Origin of the sequence: Methylobacterium aquaticum (assembly GCF_016804325.1) — a bacterium.
In the GTDB taxonomy this organism is placed as follows: Bacteria; Pseudomonadota; Alphaproteobacteria; order Rhizobiales; family Beijerinckiaceae; genus Methylobacterium; species Methylobacterium aquaticum_C.
Genome location: NZ_CP043627.1, coordinates 6,953,454 through 6,974,702 on the forward strand (window position 1 = coordinate 6,953,454; position 21,249 = coordinate 6,974,702).

At 71.5% G+C, this 21,249-nt stretch carries 20 protein-coding genes and 2 pseudogenes; 3 read left to right on the forward strand and 19 right to left on the reverse strand.

Going from position 1 to position 21,249, the window contains the following annotated elements; all coding sequences use genetic code 11:
* Window positions 1-14 precede the first annotated feature (14 nt).
* Entirely contained in the window at window positions 15-329 is a 315-nt protein-coding gene (locus tag F1D61_RS32185; RefSeq protein WP_203155952.1) for a hypothetical protein, read from the reverse strand.
* Window positions 330-579: 250 nt separating this feature from the next.
* Between F1D61_RS32185 and F1D61_RS32190 the strand changes: the two genes are divergently transcribed.
* Window positions 580-852 carry a hypothetical protein gene (locus F1D61_RS32190; protein ID WP_203155953.1) on the forward strand — a complete coding sequence of 91 codons (273 nt, stop codon included), beginning with the start codon at window positions 580-582 and terminating at the stop codon, window positions 850-852.
* 249 nt (window positions 853-1,101) lie between these two features.
* Here the strand turns inward: F1D61_RS32190 and lpdA are convergent, their stop codons facing one another.
* Genes lpdA through F1D61_RS32215 form a run of 5 tightly spaced genes read right to left on the reverse strand, consistent with a single transcriptional unit; the run spans window position 1,102 to window position 6,464 of the window.
* Window positions 1,102-2,490 (reverse strand): dihydrolipoyl dehydrogenase, encoded by a 1,389-nt coding sequence (gene lpdA / locus F1D61_RS32195; protein WP_203155954.1) that lies wholly within the window; start codon window positions 2,488-2,490, stop codon window positions 1,102-1,104.
* Window position 2,491: 1 nt separating this feature from the next.
* Entirely contained in the window at window positions 2,492-3,898 is a 1,407-nt protein-coding gene (locus F1D61_RS32200; protein ID WP_203155955.1) for a dihydrolipoamide acetyltransferase family protein, read from the reverse strand.
* A 3-nt stretch (window positions 3,899-3,901) separates the two neighbouring features.
* Window positions 3,902-4,915, reverse strand: coding sequence for an alpha-ketoacid dehydrogenase subunit beta (locus F1D61_RS32205; protein WP_203155956.1), 1,014 nt, complete (start codon window positions 4,913-4,915; stop codon window positions 3,902-3,904).
* Window position 4,916: 1 nt separating this feature from the next.
* Complete coding sequence (locus tag F1D61_RS32210; protein WP_203155957.1) at window positions 4,917-6,164, reverse strand: 3-methyl-2-oxobutanoate dehydrogenase (2-methylpropanoyl-transferring) subunit alpha; 1,248 nt, start codon at window positions 6,162-6,164, stop codon at window positions 4,917-4,919.
* 51 nt (window positions 6,165-6,215) lie between these two features.
* Complete coding sequence (locus tag F1D61_RS32215; RefSeq protein ID WP_203155958.1) at window positions 6,216-6,464, reverse strand: hypothetical protein; 249 nt, start codon at window positions 6,462-6,464, stop codon at window positions 6,216-6,218.
* A gap of 103 nt (window positions 6,465-6,567) precedes the next feature.
* Here F1D61_RS32215 and F1D61_RS32220 point away from each other — a divergent pair, with 103 nt between their 5' ends.
* A complete protein-coding gene (locus tag F1D61_RS32220) occupies window positions 6,568-7,122 on the forward strand; it encodes an Lrp/AsnC family transcriptional regulator (protein WP_203155959.1) in 555 nt (184 codons plus the stop codon).
* Window positions 7,123-7,233: 111 nt separating this feature from the next.
* Here the strand turns inward: F1D61_RS32220 and F1D61_RS34630 are convergent, their stop codons facing one another.
* The 13 genes and pseudogenes from F1D61_RS34630 to F1D61_RS32275 all read right to left on the reverse strand — a co-directional run bounded on the left by F1D61_RS34630 (window position 7,234) and on the right by F1D61_RS32275 (window position 19,972).
* Window positions 7,234-8,055 carry a S41 family peptidase gene (locus tag F1D61_RS34630; RefSeq protein ID WP_246776024.1) on the reverse strand — a complete coding sequence of 274 codons (822 nt, stop codon included), beginning with the start codon at window positions 8,053-8,055 and terminating at the stop codon, window positions 7,234-7,236.
* A gap of 204 nt (window positions 8,056-8,259) precedes the next feature.
* A pseudogene (locus F1D61_RS34635) lies at window positions 8,260-8,316 on the reverse strand (hypothetical protein); the annotation flags it as partial.
* Between the two features lie 2,366 nt (window positions 8,317-10,682).
* Complete coding sequence (locus tag F1D61_RS32230; protein WP_203155960.1) at window positions 10,683-10,979, reverse strand: hypothetical protein; 297 nt, start codon at window positions 10,977-10,979, stop codon at window positions 10,683-10,685.
* 315 nt (window positions 10,980-11,294) lie between these two features.
* A complete protein-coding gene (locus tag F1D61_RS32235) occupies window positions 11,295-12,458 on the reverse strand; it encodes an IS4 family transposase (RefSeq protein WP_203153609.1) in 1,164 nt (387 codons plus the stop codon).
* Window positions 12,459-12,833: 375 nt separating this feature from the next.
* Window positions 12,834-13,076, reverse strand: coding sequence for a hypothetical protein (locus F1D61_RS32240; protein ID WP_203159393.1), 243 nt, complete (start codon window positions 13,074-13,076; stop codon window positions 12,834-12,836).
* Between the two features lie 77 nt (window positions 13,077-13,153).
* Window positions 13,154-13,801 (reverse strand): TetR/AcrR family transcriptional regulator, encoded by a 648-nt coding sequence (locus F1D61_RS32245; RefSeq protein ID WP_203155961.1) that lies wholly within the window; start codon window positions 13,799-13,801, stop codon window positions 13,154-13,156.
* Window positions 13,802-14,026: 225 nt separating this feature from the next.
* The gene (locus F1D61_RS35515; protein WP_432443333.1) at window positions 14,027-14,512 is read right to left on the reverse strand and encodes a carboxymuconolactone decarboxylase family protein; all 486 of its coding nucleotides are present in this window, start codon (window positions 14,510-14,512) and stop codon (window positions 14,027-14,029) included.
* A pseudogene (gene pcaD, locus F1D61_RS35520) lies at window positions 14,495-15,207 on the reverse strand (3-oxoadipate enol-lactonase); the annotation flags it as partial. The pseudogene pcaD and the gene F1D61_RS35515, both read right to left, overlap by 18 nt.
* Window positions 15,208-15,219: 12 nt before the next feature.
* Window positions 15,220-16,578 carry a class-II fumarase/aspartase family protein gene (locus F1D61_RS32255; RefSeq protein ID WP_203155962.1) on the reverse strand — a complete coding sequence of 453 codons (1,359 nt, stop codon included), beginning with the start codon at window positions 16,576-16,578 and terminating at the stop codon, window positions 15,220-15,222.
* A 4-nt stretch (window positions 16,579-16,582) separates the two neighbouring features.
* A complete protein-coding gene (locus tag F1D61_RS32260; protein WP_203155963.1) occupies window positions 16,583-17,416 on the reverse strand; it encodes a 3-keto-5-aminohexanoate cleavage protein in 834 nt (277 codons plus the stop codon).
* Between the two features lie 240 nt (window positions 17,417-17,656).
* A complete protein-coding gene (pcaG, locus tag F1D61_RS32265) occupies window positions 17,657-18,292 on the reverse strand; it encodes a protocatechuate 3,4-dioxygenase subunit alpha (protein ID WP_203155964.1) in 636 nt (211 codons plus the stop codon).
* 4 nt (window positions 18,293-18,296) lie between these two features.
* Complete coding sequence (pcaH, locus tag F1D61_RS32270; RefSeq protein ID WP_203155965.1) at window positions 18,297-19,025, reverse strand: protocatechuate 3,4-dioxygenase subunit beta; 729 nt, start codon at window positions 19,023-19,025, stop codon at window positions 18,297-18,299.
* A gap of 134 nt (window positions 19,026-19,159) precedes the next feature.
* A complete protein-coding gene (locus F1D61_RS32275) occupies window positions 19,160-19,972 on the reverse strand; it encodes an IclR family transcriptional regulator (protein ID WP_203155966.1) in 813 nt (270 codons plus the stop codon).
* A gap of 100 nt (window positions 19,973-20,072) precedes the next feature.
* On the opposite strand from F1D61_RS32275, the gene F1D61_RS32280 reads away from it, so the two are divergent.
* On the forward strand, window positions 20,073-20,975 hold the full coding sequence (locus tag F1D61_RS32280; RefSeq protein ID WP_203155967.1) for a DMT family transporter: 903 nt from the start codon (window positions 20,073-20,075) through the stop codon (window positions 20,973-20,975).
* Window positions 20,976-21,249: the final 274 nt, after the last annotated feature.

Below are 21,249 nucleotides of genomic sequence, written 5' to 3' on the forward strand. Positions count from 1 at the left end.
GCGGGAGCCTGCTCTTAGGCCTCGTCCGGCACGTCCCCCCGCTCGCGTTGCGCGGCGACGAAGCGGCGGCGCGCCGCGGCGGCCTCGCGAAACGCCTTCGAGCGCGGCGCCCCGCCGGCGAGCTTGCCGATCTCGCGCAGGATCAGCTCGGCCTCGAACGCCGCGGCGCGCTCCATCGCCACGGCGCGGCTGTCGGCGCCGTGGGCGGCGGTGTGGCGCTCCAGCCCGTCGCGACACACCGCGACGCGGTATTCCAGCCATTCGATCACGTCGCCGAAGGCCCGGTCGCGGATCTCCGCGGCCGTGGCCCGGCGCCTCTTCTCGCTCACTCCTCGTCCCTCCGCGGCCCGGACGAGCGATCCTCTCGCATATCCTGCCACGCTTTGCCGACTCCACCGAGCCGGGATCGCACCGTGCGGTCCAAGCGGAGGCCGTCGTGCCTCGGCCAGGACGGGACGCACATGCCGTCTCACCGCGCGCGACCGCCAGGAAGGTGCGCGGTCTGCGCTTGACGAAGTCTACGGCAATGTCCGATATTTTTTACGCTGAGGCAGTCAAGTCCGAAATGGAGCGGAAATCATGGATAAAATCAGAAACAAAGCGAGCATGACTGCCTTTGTTCTGCTCTGTGGGGTGGCAGCGTCATTGTCTGGTTTTTTCGCGCAGCCGGCTCGGGCGCAGTCGATGGCAGAGCGCGAGAGATGTGCTGAATCGGTCGGGATCCAGACGCGCCATAACGGGAAGAACAGCTGGATCAAAAGGCGGGTATCGGGCAAGACTTACAGCGCTTTTCTCCGCTGCACGGACACGATCGCCATGAAGAACGCGGAGACGAAGCCGAGGGCACGCTGACGGACTGTTCGGCACATGCACCGACATCTTTCGGCGTCATCCCGGAGCTCGTCGAAGACGAGAACCCGGAATCCATGGCCGCTGACGAGTCCGGACAAGGCGGCCGGCGTTCCGCCTCATCCTGCGTCGTCGGCGGTCATGGATCCCGGGTTCCGCTTCGCGGCCCCGGGATGCGATCGAGGGTGTCAACGCGGTCGGGCAGCTCGAACAGGCTCTCACGCCTGACCGTCGTTACCCGGCGGTCGCGCGTCAGATGTGCAGGGCCTCGCCGAGCGCCCGGAGATTCGCCTCGTGGAAGGCCTCGCCGAGGGTCGGGTGGGCGTGGATCGTGCCGGCGATGTCCTCCAGCCGGGCGCCCATCTCAAGTGCCAGGCCGAACCCCGCCGCCAGTTCCGAGACTCCCGCGCCGACCGCCTGAATGCCGAGGATGAGGTGGTTGTCGGCCCGCGCCGTCACCCGCACGAAGCCGTCCTCGGCCCCGAGCGTCATGGCGCGGCCGTTGGCGGCGAAGGGAAACAGGCCGGTGCGGATCTCGTGGCCGGCCGCGCGGGCCTCGTCCGGCGAGAGGCCGGCCGAGACCACCTCCGGGTCGGTGAAGCAGACGGCGGGGATCCCCACCTTGTGGAAGGCGCGGCGGCGGCCCGCCACGAGGTCGGCCACCATCTCGCCCTGCGCCATGGCGCGGTGGGCCAGCATCGGCTCGCCGGTGACGTCGCCGACCGCCCAGACGTTGCGCATCGAGGTGGCGCAGCGCTCGTCGATGCGGATGAACGGCCCGCTCATGTCGAGGTCGAGCCGCTCCAACCCGAGATCGTGCGTGCGGGCCTTGCGGCCGACCGCCACGAGAATCACCTCGGCGGGAATCCGTCGGGATTCGCCGCCGACCTCGACGGCGAGCGCGTCGCCCGAGAGCCCGGTCGCCCTGGCGCCGAGCAGCACCTCGATCCCGAGCGCCGAAAGGCGCCGCGCCACCGGCCGGGTCAGCTCGGCATCGTAGGCCGGCAGGATCCGCGCGGCCATCTCGACCACCGTGACCTTGGCGCCGAGCTTGGCGAAGGCGGTGCCGAGTTCGAGGCCGATATAGCCCGCCCCCACCACCGCCATCGTGGCCGGAACGCCGGGCAGCGACAGGGCCTCGGTCGAGGAGATCACCCGCCCGCCGAAGGGCAGGTGGGGGAGCGCCGCCGGGACCGAGCCGGTGCTGAGCACCACGTGCTCGGCGCGCACCCGCTCGGGGCCGGTATCGGTCTCGACGACACAGGTCTTGCCGTCGACCATGGTCCCGCGCCCGCGCAGGATCTTGACCCCGCCGCGCTTGAGCAGGGACGCCACGCCGGTATTGAGCCGGCCGACGATACCGTCCTTCCAGGCGACCGTCCGGGCAAAGTCGAGGCTCGGGGCACCGGCCGAGAGGCCGAAGGGCGAGGCGTCCGCGGATTGCAGCACGGCCGCGTGATAGGCCTCCGCCGCGTGGATCATCGCCTTCGAGGGGATGCACCCGACGTTGAGGCAGGTGCCGCCCAACCGGTTCTCCTCGACCAGCACGGTGTCGATGCCGTGCTGGCCGGCGCGGATCGCCGCGACGTAGCCGCCCGGGCCGCCGCCGAGCACCAGGAGCTTGGTGGTGATCTCGCCCACATCAGGCCTCCATGAACAGGGTCGCGGGCGTCTCGAGCAGGCCTTTGAGCGCCTGCACGAACAGGGCGGCGTCGTAGCCGTCGACCACCCGGTGGTCGAAGGATGCCGAGAGGTTCATCGTCAGGCGCGGCACGAAGGCGCCATCGCGCCAGACCGGCCGCATCACCTGCTTGTTGACGCCGATGATCGCGACTTCCGGCCGGTTGATCACCGGCGTCGTCACGATGCCGCCGAGCGCGCCCAGCGACGTGATGGTGATGGTCGAGCCCGAGAGCTCGTCGCGGGCGGCCAGCCCGTTGCGGGCGGCCTCCGCCAGGCGGCGGACCTCGGCCGCCGAGTTCCACACGTCGCGGGTCTCGGCGTGGCGAAGCACCGGCACCATCAGGCCCGACGGTGTCTGGGTGGCGATGCCGACATGGATACCGGCATGGCGGTGGATCACCTCCGCCTCGTCGTCGTAATGCGCGTTCATCTGCGGGAAGTCCGGCAGGGCGCGCACCAGGGCCTGGACCAGGAACGGGATTAGGGTCAGCTTCGGCCGGCTCGCGCCGTGGCGCTGGTTGAGGGCGGCGCGCAGCTCCTCGACCGCCGTCACGTCCACCTCCTCGACATAGGAGAAGTGGGCGACGCGGCGCTTGGCATCGGCCATCCGCTGGGCGATGCGCCGGCGCAAGCCGATGACCTTGATCGCCTCCACCGCCGTCCGGGCGACGCGGCCGGCCGGAGCGGGGGCCGCGTCCTCGGGCGGGGCGTTCAGGAAGGCGTCGAGGTCGTCATGGCCGATCCGGCCGGCCGGACCGGAGCCGCGGACCTGGCGCAGGTCGAGGCCGGCCTCCAGCGCCCGCCGGCGCACGGCCGGCGACGCGACCGGCTTCTCGCCGGGAGGGCGCGGCGGGCCGGAGGAGGGCGCTGCCGCCGCGGGGCGCGGGGCAGGGGAAGCGGGTTTTGCTGGAACTGGCTTCGGTGGCTCTGCGGATTTTGTCGGCTCGGCGGGCTTTGTTGGCTGGGCGGGCTTGGGTGCCGCTGCGGGGGGAGGGGCGGGCTGCGCCGGCTCCAGGCCGTCCGCGGCCGGCACCAGGGCGGCGGCGGGCTTGCCGGAGGCCGCGTCCTGCGCCTTGGCCACCTCGGGTGCCACCGCGATCCCGGCATCGGGAGCGGCCTCGCCGCCCTCGACCTCCAGGCGCACCAATTCGGCGCCGACCGCCAGCATCTGGCCGGCCTCCGCGCCGAGCGCCGCGACCGTGCCGCTCACCGGCGAGGGGATCTCGACAGTGGCCTTGTCGGTCATCACGTCGGCGAGCGGCTGGTCCTCGCGGACCACGTCGCCGACCTTGACGTGCCAGGCCGAGACCTCGGCCTCGGCCACGCCCTCGCCGATATCCGGGAGCTTGACGATGCGAAAGCCCATGGGTCAGCCCTCCATCGCGGCGCGAAGGGCCCGGCCGACGCGCTCCGGGCCCGGGAAATAGGCCCATTCCTGGGCGTGCGGGTAGGGCGTGTCCCAGCCGGCGACCCGGACGATCGGCGCCTCCAGATGGTAGAAGCAGGATTCCTGCACCAAAGCCGCGAGTTCGGCGCCGAAGCCCGAGGTCAGCGTCGCCTCGTGGGCGATGACGCAGCGCCCGGTCTTGCGCACCGAGGCCTCGATCGTCTCCATGTCGAGGGGGAGCAGCGTGCGCAGGTCGATGATTTCCGCGTCGATTCCCGTCTCGGCGGCGGCGGCTTCCGCCACGTGCACGATGGTGCCGTAGGCCAGCACCGTCACGGCGGATCCCTCGCGCCGGATCGCCGCCTTGCCGAGGGGCACGGTGTAGTGCCCGTCCGGCACCTCGCCGAGGTCGTGGCGGGCCCAGGGCGTCACCGGCCGGTCGTGGTGGCCGTCGAACGGGCCGTTATAGAGGCGCTTGGGCTCCAAAAAAATCACCGGGTCGGGGTCCTCGATCGCGGCGATCAGCAGGCCCTTGGCGTCGTAGGGGTTCGACGGCACCACGGTCTTCAAGCCCGCCACGTGCGTGAACAGGGCCTCGGGGCTCTGGCTGTGGGTCTGGCCGCCGAAGATGCCGCCGCCGGTGGGCATCCGCACCACCATCGGGGCGGTGAACTGGCCGCCCGAGCGGTAGCGCAGGCGCGCGGCCTCGGACACGATCTGGTCGTAGGCCGGGTACATGTAGTCGGCGAACTGGATCTCGATGCAGGGCTTCAGGCCGTAGGCCGCCATGCCGACGGCGGCGCCGACGATGCCGAGTTCGCTGATCGGCGCATCGAAGCAGCGGCTCTTGCCGAAGCGGGCCTGGAGCCCCTGGGTACAGCGGAAGACGCCGCCGAAATAGCCGACATCCTCCCCGAACACGACCACGTCGTCGTCGCGTTCCATCGAAACGGCCATCGCGTCGCGGATGGCCTCGATCATCGTGCGGCGCGGCATGTCAGTACCCCGCCTGCTGGCGCTGGCGGCGCAAGTGAGGAGGCATCTCGGAAAACACTCCTTCGAACATGTCGCGCGGGGACGGCTTGCCGCCGGCATGCAGGGTGCCGTGGGTCTCGGCCTCGCGCTGCGCCGCCACGACCTCGTCGAGGATCTCGGCCTCGCCCTGGCGGTGGCGCTCCTCCGACCAGGCGCCGCGGGCGATGAGATGATCCTTCAGCCGCCTGACCGGGTCGCCGAGCGGCCAGGCGTCGAACTCGGTCTTCGGCCGGTAGGCGGAGGGGTCGTCGGAGGTCGAATGGGCGCCGGCCCGGTAGGTGACGTATTCGACGATCGTCGGCCCGAGATTGCGCCGGGCCCGCTCCGTCGCCCATTTCGCCACCGCGTGGACGGCGAGGTAGTCGTTGCCGTCGACGCGCAAGGCCGGAATGCCGAAGCCGTGGCCGCGGGCCGCGAAGGTCGAGGAGCCGCCCCGCGCAAAGCCCTGGAAGGTCGAGATTGCCCACTGATTGTTGACGACGTTGAGCACCACCGGCGCCCGGTAGGTCGAGGCGAAGACGAGGGCGGCGTGGAAATCGGATTCGGCCGTCGAGCCGTCGCCAATCCAGGCGGCGGCGATCCTGGTGTCGTTCTTGATCGCCGAGGCCATCGCCCAGCCGACCGCCTGGACGTATTGCGTCGCAAGGTTGCCGGAGATCGAGAAGAAGCCGTGGTCCTTCGAGGAGTACATCACCGGCAGCTGCCGGCCGTGCAGCGGATCGTTCTCGTTCGAGTAGATCTGGCACATCATGTCGACCAGCGGATAGCCGCCGGCGATCAGCAGGCCCGCCTGGCGGTAGGTCGGGAAGTTCATGTCGCCGGGTTCGAGCGCCCGGCGGAAGGCGGTGCTCACCGCCTCCTCGCCGAGATGCTGCATGTAGAACGAGGTCTTGCCCTGGCGCTGGGCCATCAGCATGCGGGCATCGAAGGCGCGCAGCTTCATCATGTCGCGAAGGCCGGCGAGCAACTCGTCGTCGGTGAGCGAGCCGGCCCAGGGACCGACCGCACGCCCGTCCGAATCGAGCACCCGGATCAGCGTGTAGGCCAAGTCGCGGATGTCCGCGGCCGACACGTCGACCTCCGGCCGGCGGACGGCGCCGGCCTCCGGAATGTCGAGATCGGAAAAGCTCGGGTTGCCGCCGGGGCGGACGGCGGGCTCGGGGACGTGCAGGCTCAAGGGAGCGTGGGGGCTCGGGGCGTCTGGCGGCATGGGTTAAGCCCTTCGCGGGGGAGGATGTCGCGGACGATGCGGGAGGGGGCGTCAGGACGGCGCGCCGACCTGCGCCTCGATCGCGGACGGATGGCGTGAGAGGCGGGCGGCGAGGACGGGGAGGTCCGTCCCGTCGGGGACCGGGATCGACAGGGTGACGGCGGCGGAGGGGGCGGCGGGGGCGAGATGTCGCAGACTGTCGCCCGCGCGTTCGACCTCGCCGAGCCGGCGCGCGACGCCGTCGAAGACGGAGCGGACCTGCGCCCGGACCTCCACCGCGTGCCCTTGGTCAAGAGCCATCTGCGCCCTCCCGCGACGCTTGATTTCCCCCGACTGTAGCCCGGCCCGGCCGGATGGTCCTCGCCGTTTTTCGCGGCTAAAGCGTGAGACCGGAGAACGCAGCATGGCCTTGAAGGGCGAAACGCCGAACAGACGTTCCGCGCGGGCGCAAGCGCCGCAGAAAGGCGCGGAGCCGCACCGGCTCGACGATCTCGACCGCAAGATTCTCGGCGCCCTGCGGGCCGACGGACGGCTGACGATCGCGGCCCTCGCCGAGCGGGTCGGGCTGTCGCAATCGCCGTGCTGGACCCGGCTGCGGCGCCTGGAGGAAGCGGGCCTGATCCGCGACTACGTCGCGGTCCTCGACCACCGGGCGCTCGGCATCCCAGACGTGGTCTTCATCGAGGTCACCCTCGACAAGCACGACGATGCGGTGCTGGAGGCCTTCGGCACCGAGATCCTGCGCATCCCCGAAGTGCTCGAGGTCCACCTGGTGACCGGCGAGTACGATTACATGATCAAGGTCGCGGTCAGCGGCACCGCGCATTACGAGCGTTTCCTGCGAGAGAAGCTCTACCGCATCCGCGGCATCCGCCAGTCGCGCTCGGTCTTCGCGCTGCGGACCTTGAAGCAGGAGGTGTCGGTGGATCCGGTGGCGATCGGGCGGCAGGCGCCCTGATCGCCGGACGATCCCGGCGAGGGCGTGATACGAATTCCGGACGTCACCTCACCGGCCCGCACGGCGAAGCCGCAGGCGTCGCACGCTCGAGCAAAGCCGGTTTCCGCCGGATCACCGCGGCGACGCCCCTTCCGGCCGGCAGGCCCCGCCGAGCAGCCGGTCCACCGCCGCGTCGAGCTGCGGGTCGCGGCCCTCGGCCCAGGCGGCGGGGTCGGCCGGGACCGCGAGGTCCGGCAGCACGTCGGTGTTCTCGAGCCGCGTGCCGTCGGTGCGATGGAGCGGGACCTGCGGCAGCCCGTAGGTGAGGCGCGGTACGATCTGCGAGGGCACCCACCAGACGAAGGTGCCGGTGCCGGCCGCCGGCTCGCCGACGAGCGGGCCGATGCCGAGGTCGTGGTAGCCCTGCGGGAAGATCGAGGCGTCGGAATAGCTCGCGCCGTTCATCAGCACCGCCGAAGCGCGGATCCAGCGGTCGCGCGGGTCGCTCTGGACCGGGCCGGAGCGGGGCGCGAAGGTGAGGTAGGGCCGGCCCGACAGCAGCGTCAGCAGCTGGTTGTGCAGGTTGCCGCCGCCGTTGAAGCGCACGTCGACCACCAGCCCTTCGGCCCGGCCGAAGCGCCCGAAGATGTCCGCGAAGGTGGTGCGGTAGGAGGCCGCGTTCATCGCCCGCACATGCACGTAGCCGAGGCGGCCGCAGGAGCGGGCCGCCACCGCGTCCCGGCGCTGCCGGCGCCAGCGCTCGAAGGCGAGGTCGCGCTCGCGCTCCAGGCTCACCGGCACCCGCCGCTCGCGCAGCGCCGTCCCGTCCGGCTTGACGAACGCCACCTCGATCCGCCGGTCCCTGGTGCCGCGCAGCAGGCGGCGGAGGCCGCCCGCCTCGGGCACCGCCTCCCCGTCGATCGCCGTGATCACGTCGCCGGGGGAAAGCCGCATGTCGCCGGCATCGAACGGGCCGGCGGGCAGGATGGCCGCCACCCGCATGCCCGGGCCGGGATAGGTCTCGTCGTAGTAGAGCCCGAGGGAGGCGGTCTGCTCGCCCGGCGGAACGCCGGGGCCGAGGGACGCACCGGTATGCGAGGCGTCGAGCTCGCCCGCCATCTCGGACAGGAGCTCGGCGAGGTCGCGGGCGTCGGCGAGCGCCGGCAGGAACCGGGCGTAGCGGGTCCGCACCGCGTCCCAATCGACCCCGTGCATCCCGGATCGAGGAATTTTTCCCGCGTCAGGCGCCAGTACTGCGCGAAGCCGGCCGCGAGGCGCGCCGCCGGATCGTGGCCGGCCTCCGCCTCGACCCGGACATGGCGCGAGGTGCCCTTGGCCAGGTCGACCTCGGTGAAGCCGTTGGCGGAGAGGAACGACAGGGTGCGCTGGTCGCGGCTCAGCCGCACCGGGGAGTAGCGGTAGGCGGGCAGGTCCGAGAAGACCGTGCGGCGGGTACCCTGGCGCAGGTCGCGGATCGTGCCTGTCAGCGCGGAGCCCTCACCCTTCGGCCGCTCTCGCTGCTCGACGACGAGCAGGCTCGTCCCGTCGCGGAGCATCAGGGCCTGGACCACGTCGACATGGCCCTGGGACAGCCGGTGCCGGCGGTCCTCCAGCCCCTCGGGATCGAAGGCCTGCGGCTCGGGGGCCGGGTGGGCGGGCGCGGCCCGGGCCGGCGCGGATCCGGCCTCGGGCGATCCCGGCGCGCGGGCGGCCTCGCCGGGGGCCTCGGGCAGGACCGGGGCGCGCAGGCGGGCCTCGAAGGCGTCCCGGGCCCGGCGCGAGGCGAAGACCGCGTCGATGTCGGCGGGCTCGGCGGCGCCGGAGGCCGAGTGCAGGTCCTCCGGCTCGCTGCGCCAGATCAGCATCCCGCCATCCGGGCTCCACTGCGCCTCGCTCTGGCCCTCGCCGGCCGGCGCCACCCGCTCAGGCGGCCGCGAGCCGTCCGCCGGCACCACCGCGACGTTGCGGACGAAGCCCCGGTCGATCTGGACCGGCAGCGCCAGCCAGCGCCCGTCCGGCGACCAGGACAGCCACCACGACCAGTCGTGGGAGGAATAGAACAGGCCCGGGGGCACCACCTCGCGGTCGGCGCCGGTCGCCGGGTCGAGGACGTGGACCGCGCTACGGTCGTGGAGATAGGCGATGCGGCGTCCGTCCGGCGACCATGTCGGCTGGAGGGCGTCGCCCGGCGGGGTCGGCAGCGCGCGCTCGACGATCCGGGTCGCCTGGGCGAAGCCGCGCTCGTCGGCTTGCGCCGGTGTGGCCTCGTAGAGGCCCCAATGCCCGTCGCGCTCGGCCGCGTAGACGAGGCGGCGGCCGTCGGGCGAGAAGACGGGGCTGCGCTCCTCGCCGGCCGTGCGGGTGATCCGCTTGACCGACTTCCCGTCCCGGGAGGCGACGTAGATCTCGCCCTGCGCCACCAGGGCGATCTCCTGGCCGCCCGGCGAGGCGGCGAGGTCGGAGAAGTCGGAGATGCGGGCCGGCACCTCGCCGGAAAAGGTCGCCTCCGTCACCGCGACCGGCACGGGCTCCGGCGCCGCAGCGCCCCGGCGCAGGCGGTAGATCCGCCCCTCTCGCGCGAAGGCGAGGTCGCCGTCGCGGGAGGCGGAGAGGAAGCGCACGGGCGCGCCGTCGAAATGCGTGACCTGGCGCGGCACCCTGTCCGCCAGGGACAGGCGCCAGACGTTGAGCGAGCCGGACGCCTCGCCGAGATAGGCGATCTCGCCGCCGGGCAGCCAGACCGCGCCGCGGTTCTCGCGGGTGCCCTCGGTCAGGCGCTCGTGGCGGCCGGTGGCGGCGTCGTAGAGCCAGACCTGGCGCACCGCCCGCGAGACCTGGTGCTGGCGGAAGCGCTGCTCGATGTTGGGGCTGGTATAGAGGAGGCGGCGCCCCTCCGGATCCCAGGTGGCGTCGCGGGCGGCATTCGGCAGGACCAGGGTCTCGCGCCCGCCCGCCAGCGGCACGGCATAGACCTGGGCCGCGTATTCGGAGAGGCCCGGCGGCGCGAAGGTGCGGGTCGCGTCGCCGAGGAGGCGTGAGGCGAACAACACCGCCCGCCCGTCGGGCGTGACGCTCATCGGCCGCTCGTCGAGGGAGGACCAGGTCAGGCGCCGCGCCTCGCCGCCCTCGGTCGGGGTGCTGTACAGGTTGAGGGCGCCGGACCGGTCGGCGGCGAAGGCGATGGTCTGCCCGTCGGGCGACCAGAGCGGCGTCTCGGCATGGAGGCCGGCAGGGGTCAGCGCCCGCGCCTCGCCGCCGCCCGCCGGCACGGTCCAGAGCCGGCCGCGGAACCGGAAGGCGATCCGGCTGCCATCCGGCGACAGGGCCGGTTCCCGCAGCCAGAGCGGCCGCTCGGCGGCCCGGCCTTCTGCAGCGCACAGGAGGAGCGCCACGACGAGGCAGAGGCGAGCCGGCAGGCCGACCTTCGATCGGCTGATGTTTCTGCCGCGTTTCGGAGCTTCATTGCGAAACCGGCTGCGGATGTCGCGAAATCTGCTCGAGAGCCTGCGCATTCCGCACCGCCGGGACTTGCCTTCGTCGTTCTATCCTTGCGTAAGGCAACGATTCGGCGCTGTCGAGCGTCAGGCCACCCGCCGCGGCGCCGGAATCCCGGCCTGGCGATGGGCGTCCTCGAACAGGTCGCTGAGCGCGTTGCCGGCATCGCGGGCGATGCGGGTCGAGGCGGTACCCTCGCTCCCCTCCGCGACGATCGCCCGAAGCGCGTCCGCGGTCCGCGCCTCGATGGCGTGGAACAGGCCCGCGGCCGCCCTGGCATCGACGCCGCGCAGCACGGCGGCGAGGTCGCGATAGGCTTCCTCCAGGAGGTGATGGGCCAAGCGCTCGGCCGCCCGCGCCTCCGTCGGCGCGTCGTCGCGCATGCGTTCGTCCCTCCTGCCGGCAGGAATGGACGGTGCCCCCGCTGGATTGTGCGGAGCTTGCGCGGTGGATCCTCCCGCAGGGGGGGCTGGCCGGAAAAGCAGGGACGCGCGGGTGTCCCCCCCCTCTCGCCTGGACGGGCTATCGCATGCACACATCTCGGTCTGAGCGATGTCTCCTTTCAAGGTGATGCGCCTCCCCTCCCCCTTGTGGGGAGGGGTAAGGGGGTGGGGGTGGTGCAGGAGGCACCGCCGAGGTTTATCCGGCACCACCCCCACCCCTAGCCCCTCCCCACAAGGCAGGGCTGTCCGGGGAAGTTAGGAGGCATGGGCCGTCCTCCTTCTGCGCCTGGTTGCGGTCGGTCTTGGCGATAGCAGGGCCCGGACCTCGGCCCAGGTCTGCGGCTCGAACAAGCCCTGTCGCAGCAGGTCGACGAAGCGCAGGATCGGCACGCGCGGGCAGTGGCGGCGCAGCGCCAGGCGCAGCAGCGCGAAGGTGATCATCGCCGCCACCAACTGCAGGCGCACGGCTTCCTCGCTGTGGCCCAGGAAGCGGCGGATCGCCAGGTGCTGCTTGAGCCAGCGGAACAACAGCTCGATCTGCCAGCGCGTCTTGTAGAGGGCGGCGATCTGGGTGGCGGGACGGGTCAGGTCGTTGGTCACCAGCGTCAGGCGTGCTCCGCCCTCGTGGCGGCGCAACTGGATCCGGCGCAGGCCCATGCCCAGGCGCGAGTCGCCCTTGCTGGCCAGGGCGACCTCGTGATCGGCCAGCAGCGTGAAGCCGTCGCCCTCCCGCTCGGGCTCGGGCGGCAGGGGACGGCCGGTGCGCACGCGCAGGCGCATGTTGGTCTTGGGTCGGGTGACGAACGTCGCCTGGGCCTCGGCGATGGCGCTCCACCAGCCGTAGTGGCAATAGCCCTTGTCGAAGACGTATGTGGCGCCGCGCTCCAGCGGGATCCGGCGGCCGATCTCGGCATCGTTGCGGGTGGCGGGGGTGAGGTCGAGCAGGCGGGGCTGGTGGGTTTCGGGTGTGTAGGCCAGGTGCAGCTTCATCCCGCGGATGCGGCCGTTCGAGCGGGCCCAGCCGTGCAGGGCGCCGAGCGGGATCGGGGTGGCATCGATCAGGCGCAGCAAGGTGCGTCCGTCGCGGCGCAGGCGACGGTCGAGTTGGCCGACCAGGCGGGCGAAGGTCTCGGTGAACACCGCCAGGGGGCGGCGCTGGTTGGCATCCGAGAGGGTCGAGCGATGCAGCCGCCCGGTGCCGAGCTGGGGATGGGCCGCGGCGTGAGCGTTCCAGGCGACCTCCAGGGCGCGCAAGCTGGCGGCGGGGCTGAGCTGGGCGAAGATCAGGGCCAGCAGGTGATCCCAGGAGGAGAAGCACTTGTCGTAGGCGTCGGCGCCGTGGCGCGCGACGCTTTGGGCGATCTGCTGGCGATCGAGGCCTTCCAGCAGCTGGGCGAAGCGGGTATCGCTGGGGTGCATGTCCTGCCCGGATGTTCGTGTCTCGACAACCGGACAACTCCCGGATCACCTCCGGCGTGGCAGGGCATGCACCCAGACCCAAATTTTCCCCGGACAGCCCTGCCCTCCGCGGGGGAGGGTGGACCCTGCGTCAGCCGGGGCCGGGAGAGGGGCAGCGCGACGCTGATTCATTTCGCGCCCGTCACCACGGTCGCGACATCTCCGGAAGCGGCGTCCCCTCTCCCGGCCTGGCACGAGTGCTGCGCACTCGCCGCAGGCCACCCTCCCCCGCAGAGGGGGGAGGGGTCAGGCACGGCAGCCGTCGCTCCCGCACTTCTCGACCTATTGTATCGCTTGCTGTGTTTCAGTTTCGCAGGCCGCCAGCCTTCGGCCACCTCACCCCTTCTGCGGCCGCAGCACCCCGTCGCTGGTCTTCGGATCCGGGGCCGGCGGGGTCGACCGCACGGTGCCGGTCGCGTCGGTGTCGCCGGGGCGGACGCGCTCGGGCAGGGTCTCGTGGGGCGGGGGCATGTTGGGGGTCTGCTCACGGCTGCGTTGCGGCGTGTCCGTGACCTGCGCCAGGACAGGCGTGGCGGCCAGGACGGCGAGCAGGACGAGGCGGCTGGTGCCCCTGGTCATCGGGCTCTCCTCGACAAGATGGCGGGCAGTCTTGCCGGAGTAATGGCCCGGCCTCTGATCCGGTTCCCGGTCAGGCCTCAGCGCAGCGACAGCATGCCGATCACCGCGTCGCCGGCCATCCGCTTGTGGCGGGCCCGCAGGGCCGGCGCGTCGAGGTCGACGGAGAAGATCGCCCCGAAGGTGTGGCGGTTCGAGACCCGGAAGAAGCAGAGCGCGCTGATCATCAGGTGGACGTCGAGGGGATCGACGTCGGCGCGGAAGACGCCGTCGGCCTGCCCGCGGACGATGATGTCGGTGATGGTGCGGATCACCCCAAGATTGAGCCCGCGGATCGTCTCCGATCCCGACAGGTGCTCGGCCCGGTGGATGTTCTCGATGGCGACGAGGCGGATGAAATCCGGATGGGCCTCGTCGTACTCGAAGGTAAACTCGACGAGGCGGCGGATCGCCTCGGCCGGGCTCAGGTTGCCGAGGTCGAGATCGGCCTCGACCTGCCGGATGTCGGCATAGGCCTTCTCCAGCACCGCGAGGTACAGGCCCTCCTTGCTGCCGAAGTAATAGTAGATCATCCGCTTCGAGGTGCGGGTGCGCTCGGCGATGGCATCGACCCGCGCGCCGCTGAGCCCGAAGGCCGAGAATTCCTCGGTCGCGACCGCCAGGATGTCGGCCTTGGTCCGCTCGGGATCCTTGGTGCGGGGAGAGGCGCGGGGCGTGACGGCGTCCATGATCCAACGGTTCGGCGGGCAAGGCCGAGGCGGCCGGTACGGTGATCTACCATCCCGGCCGCCCCGGCGCATCGACTCGAGACAGGTCTTCGCGCCGACTTATACCAATGGCCCAAGATGCTGACGCATCGGGCCATTGAGCCATCTCGAATTGTCTACGCCAAGCCAGAGGCTTGACGAAAATTCGAGAACGAAACCAAAGGTCGTTTCCAACGACCGTTGGTATTAGGTCAACTCGTCGCCCAGCACCTCGCGGGCCCAGCGGAAGGCCCCGTTCGCCGCCGGCACGCCGGCATAGATCGCGGTCTGGATCAGCAGGGCCTGCAACTCGGACACGGTGACGCCGTTGCGCAAGGCCGGGCGGATGTGGAGCTTGAACTCCTCCTCGCGGCCGAGCGCCACCATCATGGCGAGCGTCACGAAGGAGCGGGTCTTCCACGGGATGCGCGGGTCGCCCCAGACCTCGCCCCAGGCGGTGCGGGTGATGAAGTCCTGCCACGGCCCGGCGAAGCCCCCGGCCGCCGCGAGCGAGCGCTCGACATGGGCCTCTCCGAGCACGCTCTTGCGGTTGGCAAGTCCCGTCTCGAACGCCACCGCGCCGGTCGCCGCCTCGGGCGCCTCCCGGTGCCGGTCGAGGAAGCCGAGGAGATGGGCGGCGGTGGCCGCCGGCTGCTCGACGGAGAGGAGATGGGCGGCATTGGGCAAAACCACCAGTTCGGCGTGGCGGATGCCGTCGCAGATCTCCTGCGCCATGGCGGGCGGCGTCGCCGGGTCGTCGCGCCCGGCGATCACCAGGGTCGGCGCGGTGATGCGGTCGAGCACCGGGCGCAGGTCCATGCGGCCGATGGCGTTGCAGCACACCGCGTAGCCGGCGGAATCCGTCCCCGTGAACTGCCCGCGCACCGGCGCCACCGCGTCGGAGGCCCTGGACGGGAAGTCGGGCGTGAACCAGCGGGTCATCGTCGCCTCGACGATCGCCGCCGTGCCCTTCTCGCGCACCAGAGCGGCGCGCTCGTTCCACGACGCCTCGCTCGGCATGAAGGCGGCGGTCGCCATCAGGGTCAGGCTGATCACCCGGTCCGGGTGACGGCTCGCCGCCGCCTGGCCGGTCATGCCGCCGAGCGACAGGCCGACGACGTGGGCGCGGGGAGGCCGAGCGCATCGAGGAGCCCGATCAGGTCCTCGGCCAGGTCCTCGACCTCGATGCGCTCATCGCGCACCTGCGAGGCGCCGTGGCCGCGTGTGTCGTAGCGCAGCACGCGGTAGCGGCCGCGCAAGTACGGCACCAGCGGGTCCCACATCGCCAGCGACGTGCCGAGCGAGTTGGAAAAGACCACCACCGGCGCACCGCTCGGGCCGGAGAGCTCGTAGTTCAGAAGGGTACCGTTGGCCTCGATCCGGGGCATGGAAACCTCAGGTTATGCGGAATGGAGAAAGGCGGTGAGGCGCGAGACTTCCGCCAGCGCCCGGTCGGCGGTGCGGGCTCCGGCGCGGATGGCGGGGCCTAGATCGAAGGCGGCGTCGAGATCGGCGCCCGCCGTCTCGGGCCGGGCACGCAAGACCTCCCGGAGCGAACCCTGCCCGTCGCGCACCGCGCCGGCGGCCTCCTCCACCAGGGCGTGGGCGGCCTTGGCGCCGGTCACCGGGCTCAACCGGCTCGCGGCGGCGTCGGCGAAGAGGAGGCCTTGCGTCACGTCGAGGTTGCGGCGCATCCGATCGGGATCGGGCACCAGCCCCTGGGCGAGGCCGCGGGCCTCGCGCAACGCGCCGGAGGCGAGGCCGAACAGGGTCGGCAGGGCGTGCCACTCGGCGTGCCAGGCGCCGGCCGGGCGCTCGTGGGCCGCCGCCATCCCGTCGAGCAGGGTGAGGCTCGTGCCCTTGGCGGCGCCGAAGGCGGAGAGGATCACCGTCGAGGAGACGGGGTTGCGCTTGTGCGGCATCGCCGAGGAGCCGCCGCGGCCCGGCACGTAGGGCTCGGCCACCTCACCGACTTCCGTGGTGGCGAGATGCGCGACGTCGGTGGCGAACTTGGCGAGCGCCCCCATCAGCAGGGCGAGCCACGAGCCGGTCTCGGCGATGCGGGCGCGGCGCGTGTGCCAGGGGGCGAGGTCGGGATGGAGGCCGAGGGCCGCCGCGAAACCGTCGCCGACCGCTTCTGCCGTCTCGCCGAGGCCGGCAAGCGTGCCGACGGGACCGCCGAGCGAGGCGGTGAGCACCCGATCGCGCAAGGAAGGCAGCAGGGCCGCCACCTCGGCGATGCCGAGCGCCCAGATCGCCGCCTTGAAGCCGAAGGTGACGGGGGCGGCGTGCTGGCCGTAGGTGCGGCCGACGCACGGCGTCTCGCGGTGCTGGCGGGCGATGGCGGACAGCCCGTCGAGGATCGCCTTCAGGTCGGCCGCCACGAGGTCGAGGGCGTCGCGGACCTGGAGCACCAGGGCGGTATCGGCGATGTCCTGGGTGGTGGTCGCCTTGTGGAAGGCGGGCTCCAGTTCGGGGGGCAGCGCGCCCTGCACCGCCTTGACGAACGGGATCACCGGCACGCCGGACACGGCGGTGCGCCGGCCCAGAGCCGCCGGATCGAGCGCCTTCGGGGGGATCGCTTCGATGGCAGGGCTGAGCGAGGCCGGCACAAGGCCGGCCTGGCCTTGCGCCCGCGCCAGGGCCGCCTCGGCCCGCAGCATCGCCGCCACCCGGGCCTCGTCGGCGAAGACGGCGCGCATCGCGTCCGTGGCGAAGAGGGGCCCGAGCAGGGCGGAGTCGAGGGCCGAGAGTGTCATCGGATCAGGCCACGGGCTTCAGGTGGAGCGCGGCGCGGGCCTCCGCCGGGGTCGCGACCTTGCGGTTGTGGCGGGTCACCATCTCGGCGGCCAGCGAGACCAGCTCGGCATTGCTCGCCGCCAGCCGGTCCTTGGTCACCCGGACGTTGTCCTCGAGCCCGGTGCGGACCGCGTCGGCCCCGCGGGCGAGCGCCCAGCCCATCACGCGGGCCTGCTCGCGGCCGATGCCGGCGGCGGTCCAGGTCGCGCCCGGGATCACCCGGCGGGTCTCGGCGAGCAGGATGTCGAGCAGGTGCTCGTCGGCCGGCATCGCGTTCTTCACGCCCATCACGAACTGCACGTGGGGATGGGCGTCCATCAGCCCCTCCTCGATCAGCCGCTTGGCACCGTGGATGTGCGACAGGTCGAAGATCTCGATCTCGGGCCGGATGCCGTGCGTGCGCATCGAGCCGGCGAGGTCGTTCACGAGCGTCGCGTGGTTCTCGTAGACGATGGTCGGGAAATTGACCGAGCCGGTCGAGAGCGAGGCCATGTCGGGCTTGTGGACCAGCGACAGCCCGCGCGCGCTCGGGTCACGGCCGCGGCCGCCGGTCGAGAACTGCACGATCATGCCGGGGCAGTGCTTGCGAACCCCCTCCTGCACCGCCGCGAACTTGTCGGGGTCGGAGGAGGGCGACTCGTCGTCGTTGCGGACGTGGATGTGGACGAGGGTCGCGCCGGCCTCGAAGGCCTGGTGCGTCGATTCGATCTGCTCGGCGACGGCGGTAGGCACCGCCGGGTTGTCCTTCTTGCGCGGGACCGAGCCGGTGATCGCGACCGCGATGACGACGGGGTTCATGGGGGTCTCCTTGGTTGTTCGAATTTGCTTGTCGTGACGTTCCACCCTCCGGGTCATTCCGGGGCCGCGCAGCGGAGCCCGGAATCCAGACACTCAGGTGTTTCAGAAGAAAGCGGAACGATCACCGCTCCATCCTGAACGTCCCGCGGCTCGGGATTCCGGGCTCTCGCCTGCGGCGAGCCCCGGAATGACCCGGAGGGCTTCAAACCCTGGCGCTTCGTTCTCGTATTTCCGAACGCCTCACACGTCGAAGAACACGGTCTCGTTCGGCCCCTGCAGATGGATGTCGAAGACGTAGACCGCCTTGCCGTCCCGCTCCTCGCGCTTCGCCAGCAGGGTGTCGCGCAACGGCCCGCGCTCGACGAGGTTCAGGACCGGGTCGTTGGCGTTGGCCTCGGCCTCGTCGGCGAAGTAGAGCCGGGTCTGGAGGCCGATATTGATGCCGCGGGCGGCGATCCACAGGTTGACGTGCGGCGCCATCGCGCGATGCCCCTTCCGGCCCTCGACCGGGCCGGGCTTCACCGTGTCGAAGAACCAGACACCGGTGTCGAAGTCCGAGCCGGTGCGGCCCCAGCCTCGGAACGTCTCGTCGAGAGGCTTGCCCTCCTGCCGGTCGGCCGGGTGGTTGTAGCGGCCCACGGAATTGGCCTGCCAGATCTCCAGGAAGGCGTCGCGCACCAGCGAGCCGGCGCCGTCGAAGACCCGGCCCTCGATCCGGATGCGCTCGCCCTTGGTGTCGGGCCCGGCGAGAACGTTGGTGAAGTTGGTCTCGAAGATGTCGAACCCGGCCTGGTGCGGGATCAGCCCGATATGGACGTAGGGCCCGGCGGTCTGGGACGGCGTCTCCTGGAGACGGACGGGAAGCGGCTGGACCATGGTCTCAGTTCCCCTGAAGCTTGTTCTCGAACAGCGTCTGCTGGCGGCCGCGCAGCACGATGTCGAACTTGTAGGCGAGCATGTCGAGCGGCACCGCGGCGCCGAGGTCGAGGGGGGCGATCAGGCGCTCGGCGGCCGAGCGGTCGGGGATGCCGAGCACCATCGGGTCGCGCCAGATCAGCGGGTCGCCCTCGAAATACATCTGGGTGATGAGGCGCTGGGCGAAGCCCGAGCCGAACACCGAGAAGTGGATATGCGCCGGGCGCCAGGAATTGAGGTTGTTGCGCCAGGGATAGGGCCCGGGCTTGATCGTGCGGAAGTAGTAGAAGCCGTGCTCGTCGGTGATCGTGCGGCCGCAGCCGCCGAAATTCGGGTCGATCGGCGCGAGGTAGCGGTCGTTGCGGTGGCGGTAGCGCCCGCCCGCATTGGCCTGCCAGAACTCGACCAGGGTGTGGGGGATGCCGCGCCCGTTCTCGTCGCGGACATGGCCGTGGACGAAGATCCGCTCGCCGATCGGCTCGCCCTCGCGGGCGTAGTTGAGGATCAGGTCGTTATCGAGGGCCCCGAGCTCGGAATGGCCGAAGGTCGGGCCGGTCACCTCCGACAGGGAGGATTGCAGCGACAGCATGGCGCGACGCGGCGAGCGCAGCACGCTGGTCTTGTAGTCCGGCGTGAAGGCCGGTGGGTGGATCGAGCGGTCCCGTTGCAGGAACTCGCTGTCGGCGTGGGTCATCGTCTCCTCCTGGGCGCTCCTTTTCGGAGCGTGCGGGTCGTGCGAGGGTTGATCCTCGGTGGCTCGGGCGGCCCGGTCGTTCGACGCGCCCACGGGACTTACCATCGTCCCGGGAGCCGAGCCATGTCGGGCGGTCATCCGGGCGTGACGGCGGCCCGGCCGCCGAGCGCCCCGAGATACTCGGAGAAGGCGCCGACCGAGGACAGGTCGGCGGCGGCCGCGATGAGCTCGGGCGCGATCGCGTCGCGTTGCGCCTCGCCGAGGCGCAGGCTCGGGCCGGCGACGCTGAGATTGCCGATCGCCCGGCCGGTCTGCGGATGCACGATGTTGGCCGCCATCGCGGCGGCGCCCGGCGTGTTGGTGTCCTGCACCCAGGCATAGCCCCGGGCGCGGGCCTCGTTCACCAGGGCCATCAGGGCGGCGACCGTGCGCGGCGCGTTGGGGCCGCATTCCTCCGGCGCGCCGAGACCCTGGCGCATGACGAGGCTCAAGCCCTCCTCGTCCGAGAGGCTGGCGAGCCATGCGATGCCGGTCGAGGTGGTGGAGAGCCGGGCCTCGGTGCCCATGTCGCCGTCGTAGCGCAGGCCCGTGCGGGCGCCTTGCGCCTTCGCCACCCAGACCAGGCGCGGGTAGTCGACCACGGCGAGGCGCGCCAGCTCGCCGCTCAGCCCCGCCAGGCGGTCGAGCACCGACTGGGCGATGTCGACGACGCCGGTGCGCGAGAGATGCTTGAGGCCGAGCGTCGCGAATTTGGTGGTGAGGAGGTAGCGGCCGGTCTCGCCGTCCTGCACGACGTAATGATGCTCGGCGAGCTCGGCGAGCAGCCGGTGCGCGCCGCTCTTGGGGATATCCAGCGTCTCGGCGATGGTCTGGAGGGGCAGCCCGCGCGGATGGTTCGCGAGGAGTTCCACCAGGTCCAGGACGCGCCGCAGCAGGGAGCCGGCCATCTGTCGTGCTCGCATTCACGTTCGTAAATCTGGAACGCGGTTCTGGATTTGAACTCGGTTCCGTTCTAAGTCAAGGGAGTGGACGGGAGAGGAAGCGGGCATGCGCGGCGCGGGCCAGCACGAGACCCTGATCGGCATCGCCCTGATGGTGAGCGCGGTGGCGGGCTTCGCCTCGATCGACGCCTCGGCGAAGTTCCTGAGCGGGACGATGAGCCCGATGCTGATCGTCGCCGTGCGCTACCTCGTCAGCTTCGTGATCGTGGCGGCGTTCCTCGCCGCGCGGCGCGACATCGTCGGGCTGATGCGCACCCGCCGGCCGGGCCTGCAGGTCCTGCGCTCGCTCTGCCTCGTGACGGCGACGATGTGCTCGTTCGTGGCGCTCCGCTACCTGCCGCTGGCCCAGGTGACCTCGATCACCTTCGCCTCGCCGCTCGTGGTGGCGCTGATCGCCGGTCCCTTGCTCGGCGAGCGGGTCGGCTGGCGGCGCACGGTCGCGGTGCTGGTCGGCTTCTCGGGCGTGCTGGTGGTGAGCCGGCCCGGCGTGTCGGGGATGCATCCGGCGGCGTTGCTCGCCGTGGTGACGGCACTCGTCAACGGCGTCTACATCGTGGTGACGCGGATGCTCGCCGCCCACGATCCGCCCGAGACCACGATGTTCTATACCGGCCTCGTCGGCTCAGTGCTGACGGCGCCGGTCCTGCCGTTCCTGTGGGAGACGCCGGGCGAACCCTCGACCTGGATCGGCATCGCCTCGGTCGGCTTCTTCGGCGCGCTCGGGCACTGGCTCCTGATCCTGGCGCACCGCCGGGCCCCAGCCTCGACGCTGGCCCCCTTCGCCTATGCCCACCTGCTCTGGGCGGTGCTGCTGGGTTTCCTGATCTTCGGCCATCTGCCGGACCGTTGGACGGTGATCGGCGGCGGGATCGTGGCGGCCTCGGGGCTGTACCTGCTCTACCACGAGCGTCCGCGGGTGACGCCGCCGGGGGAGGAGGGGGCGGTCTAGTGCGCGGCGTATGCAGGGCGAGAACCGGCCGCGGTGGGCGGCCGCCATGCCGGCCTCGCTGCCGCCTCGCCGCGCTCGGCCCTGCGCTGCCCGTGGCAGCCATCCGCTCGAACGGCCACGCGACTCCGATCGGACGTCGCCCGAGCCCGACCCCGCATCGGCCGTCCCCGCCCATCCGCAACGACGCCCAGCTCACGCAGACAGAATCATGTCCGTGACGGCCGTAAGCCCGTGCGGGGAGGAGTCGGAGGTGGGACAGGAGGCACCGTCCAGC

Bases quoted from the DNA above. Each gene is read 5' to 3' on its own strand.
- F1D61_RS32190 (WP_203155953.1), top strand. From the start codon at position 580: ATGGATAAAATCAGAAACAAAGCGAGCATGACTGCCTTTGTTCTGCTC.
- F1D61_RS32200 (WP_203155955.1), bottom strand. From the start codon at position 3,898: ATGGGCTTTCGCATCGTCAAGCTCCCGGATATCGGCGAGGGCGTGGCC.
- F1D61_RS32205 (WP_203155956.1), bottom strand. From the start codon at position 4,915: ATGCCGCGCCGCACGATGATCGAGGCCATCCGCGACGCGATGGCCGTT.
- F1D61_RS32210 (WP_203155957.1), bottom strand. From the start codon at position 6,164: ATGCCGCCAGACGCCCCGAGCCCCCACGCTCCCTTGAGCCTGCACGTC.
- F1D61_RS32215 (WP_203155958.1), bottom strand. From the start codon at position 6,464: ATGGCTCTTGACCAAGGGCACGCGGTGGAGGTCCGGGCGCAGGTCCGC.
- F1D61_RS32220 (WP_203155959.1), top strand. From the start codon at position 6,568: ATGGCCTTGAAGGGCGAAACGCCGAACAGACGTTCCGCGCGGGCGCAA.
- F1D61_RS34630 (WP_246776024.1), bottom strand. From the start codon at position 8,055: ATGCGGCTTTCCCCCGGCGACGTGATCACGGCGATCGACGGGGAGGCG.
- F1D61_RS32230 (WP_203155960.1), bottom strand. From the start codon at position 10,979: ATGCGCGACGACGCGCCGACGGAGGCGCGGGCGGCCGAGCGCTTGGCC.
- F1D61_RS32235 (WP_203153609.1), bottom strand. From the start codon at position 12,458: ATGCACCCCAGCGATACCCGCTTCGCCCAGCTGCTGGAAGGCCTCGAT.
- F1D61_RS32240 (WP_203159393.1), bottom strand. From the start codon at position 13,076: ATGACCAGGGGCACCAGCCGCCTCGTCCTGCTCGCCGTCCTGGCCGCC.
- F1D61_RS32245 (WP_203155961.1), bottom strand. From the start codon at position 13,801: ATGGACGCCGTCACGCCCCGCGCCTCTCCCCGCACCAAGGATCCCGAG.
- F1D61_RS32255 (WP_203155962.1), bottom strand. From the start codon at position 16,578: ATGACACTCTCGGCCCTCGACTCCGCCCTGCTCGGGCCCCTCTTCGCC.
- F1D61_RS32260 (WP_203155963.1), bottom strand. From the start codon at position 17,416: ATGAACCCCGTCGTCATCGCGGTCGCGATCACCGGCTCGGTCCCGCGC.
- pcaG (WP_203155964.1), bottom strand. From the start codon at position 18,292: ATGGTCCAGCCGCTTCCCGTCCGTCTCCAGGAGACGCCGTCCCAGACC.
- pcaH (WP_203155965.1), bottom strand. From the start codon at position 19,025: ATGACCCACGCCGACAGCGAGTTCCTGCAACGGGACCGCTCGATCCAC.
- F1D61_RS32275 (WP_203155966.1), bottom strand. From the start codon at position 19,972: ATGGCCGGCTCCCTGCTGCGGCGCGTCCTGGACCTGGTGGAACTCCTC.
- F1D61_RS32280 (WP_203155967.1), top strand. From the start codon at position 20,073: ATGCGCGGCGCGGGCCAGCACGAGACCCTGATCGGCATCGCCCTGATG.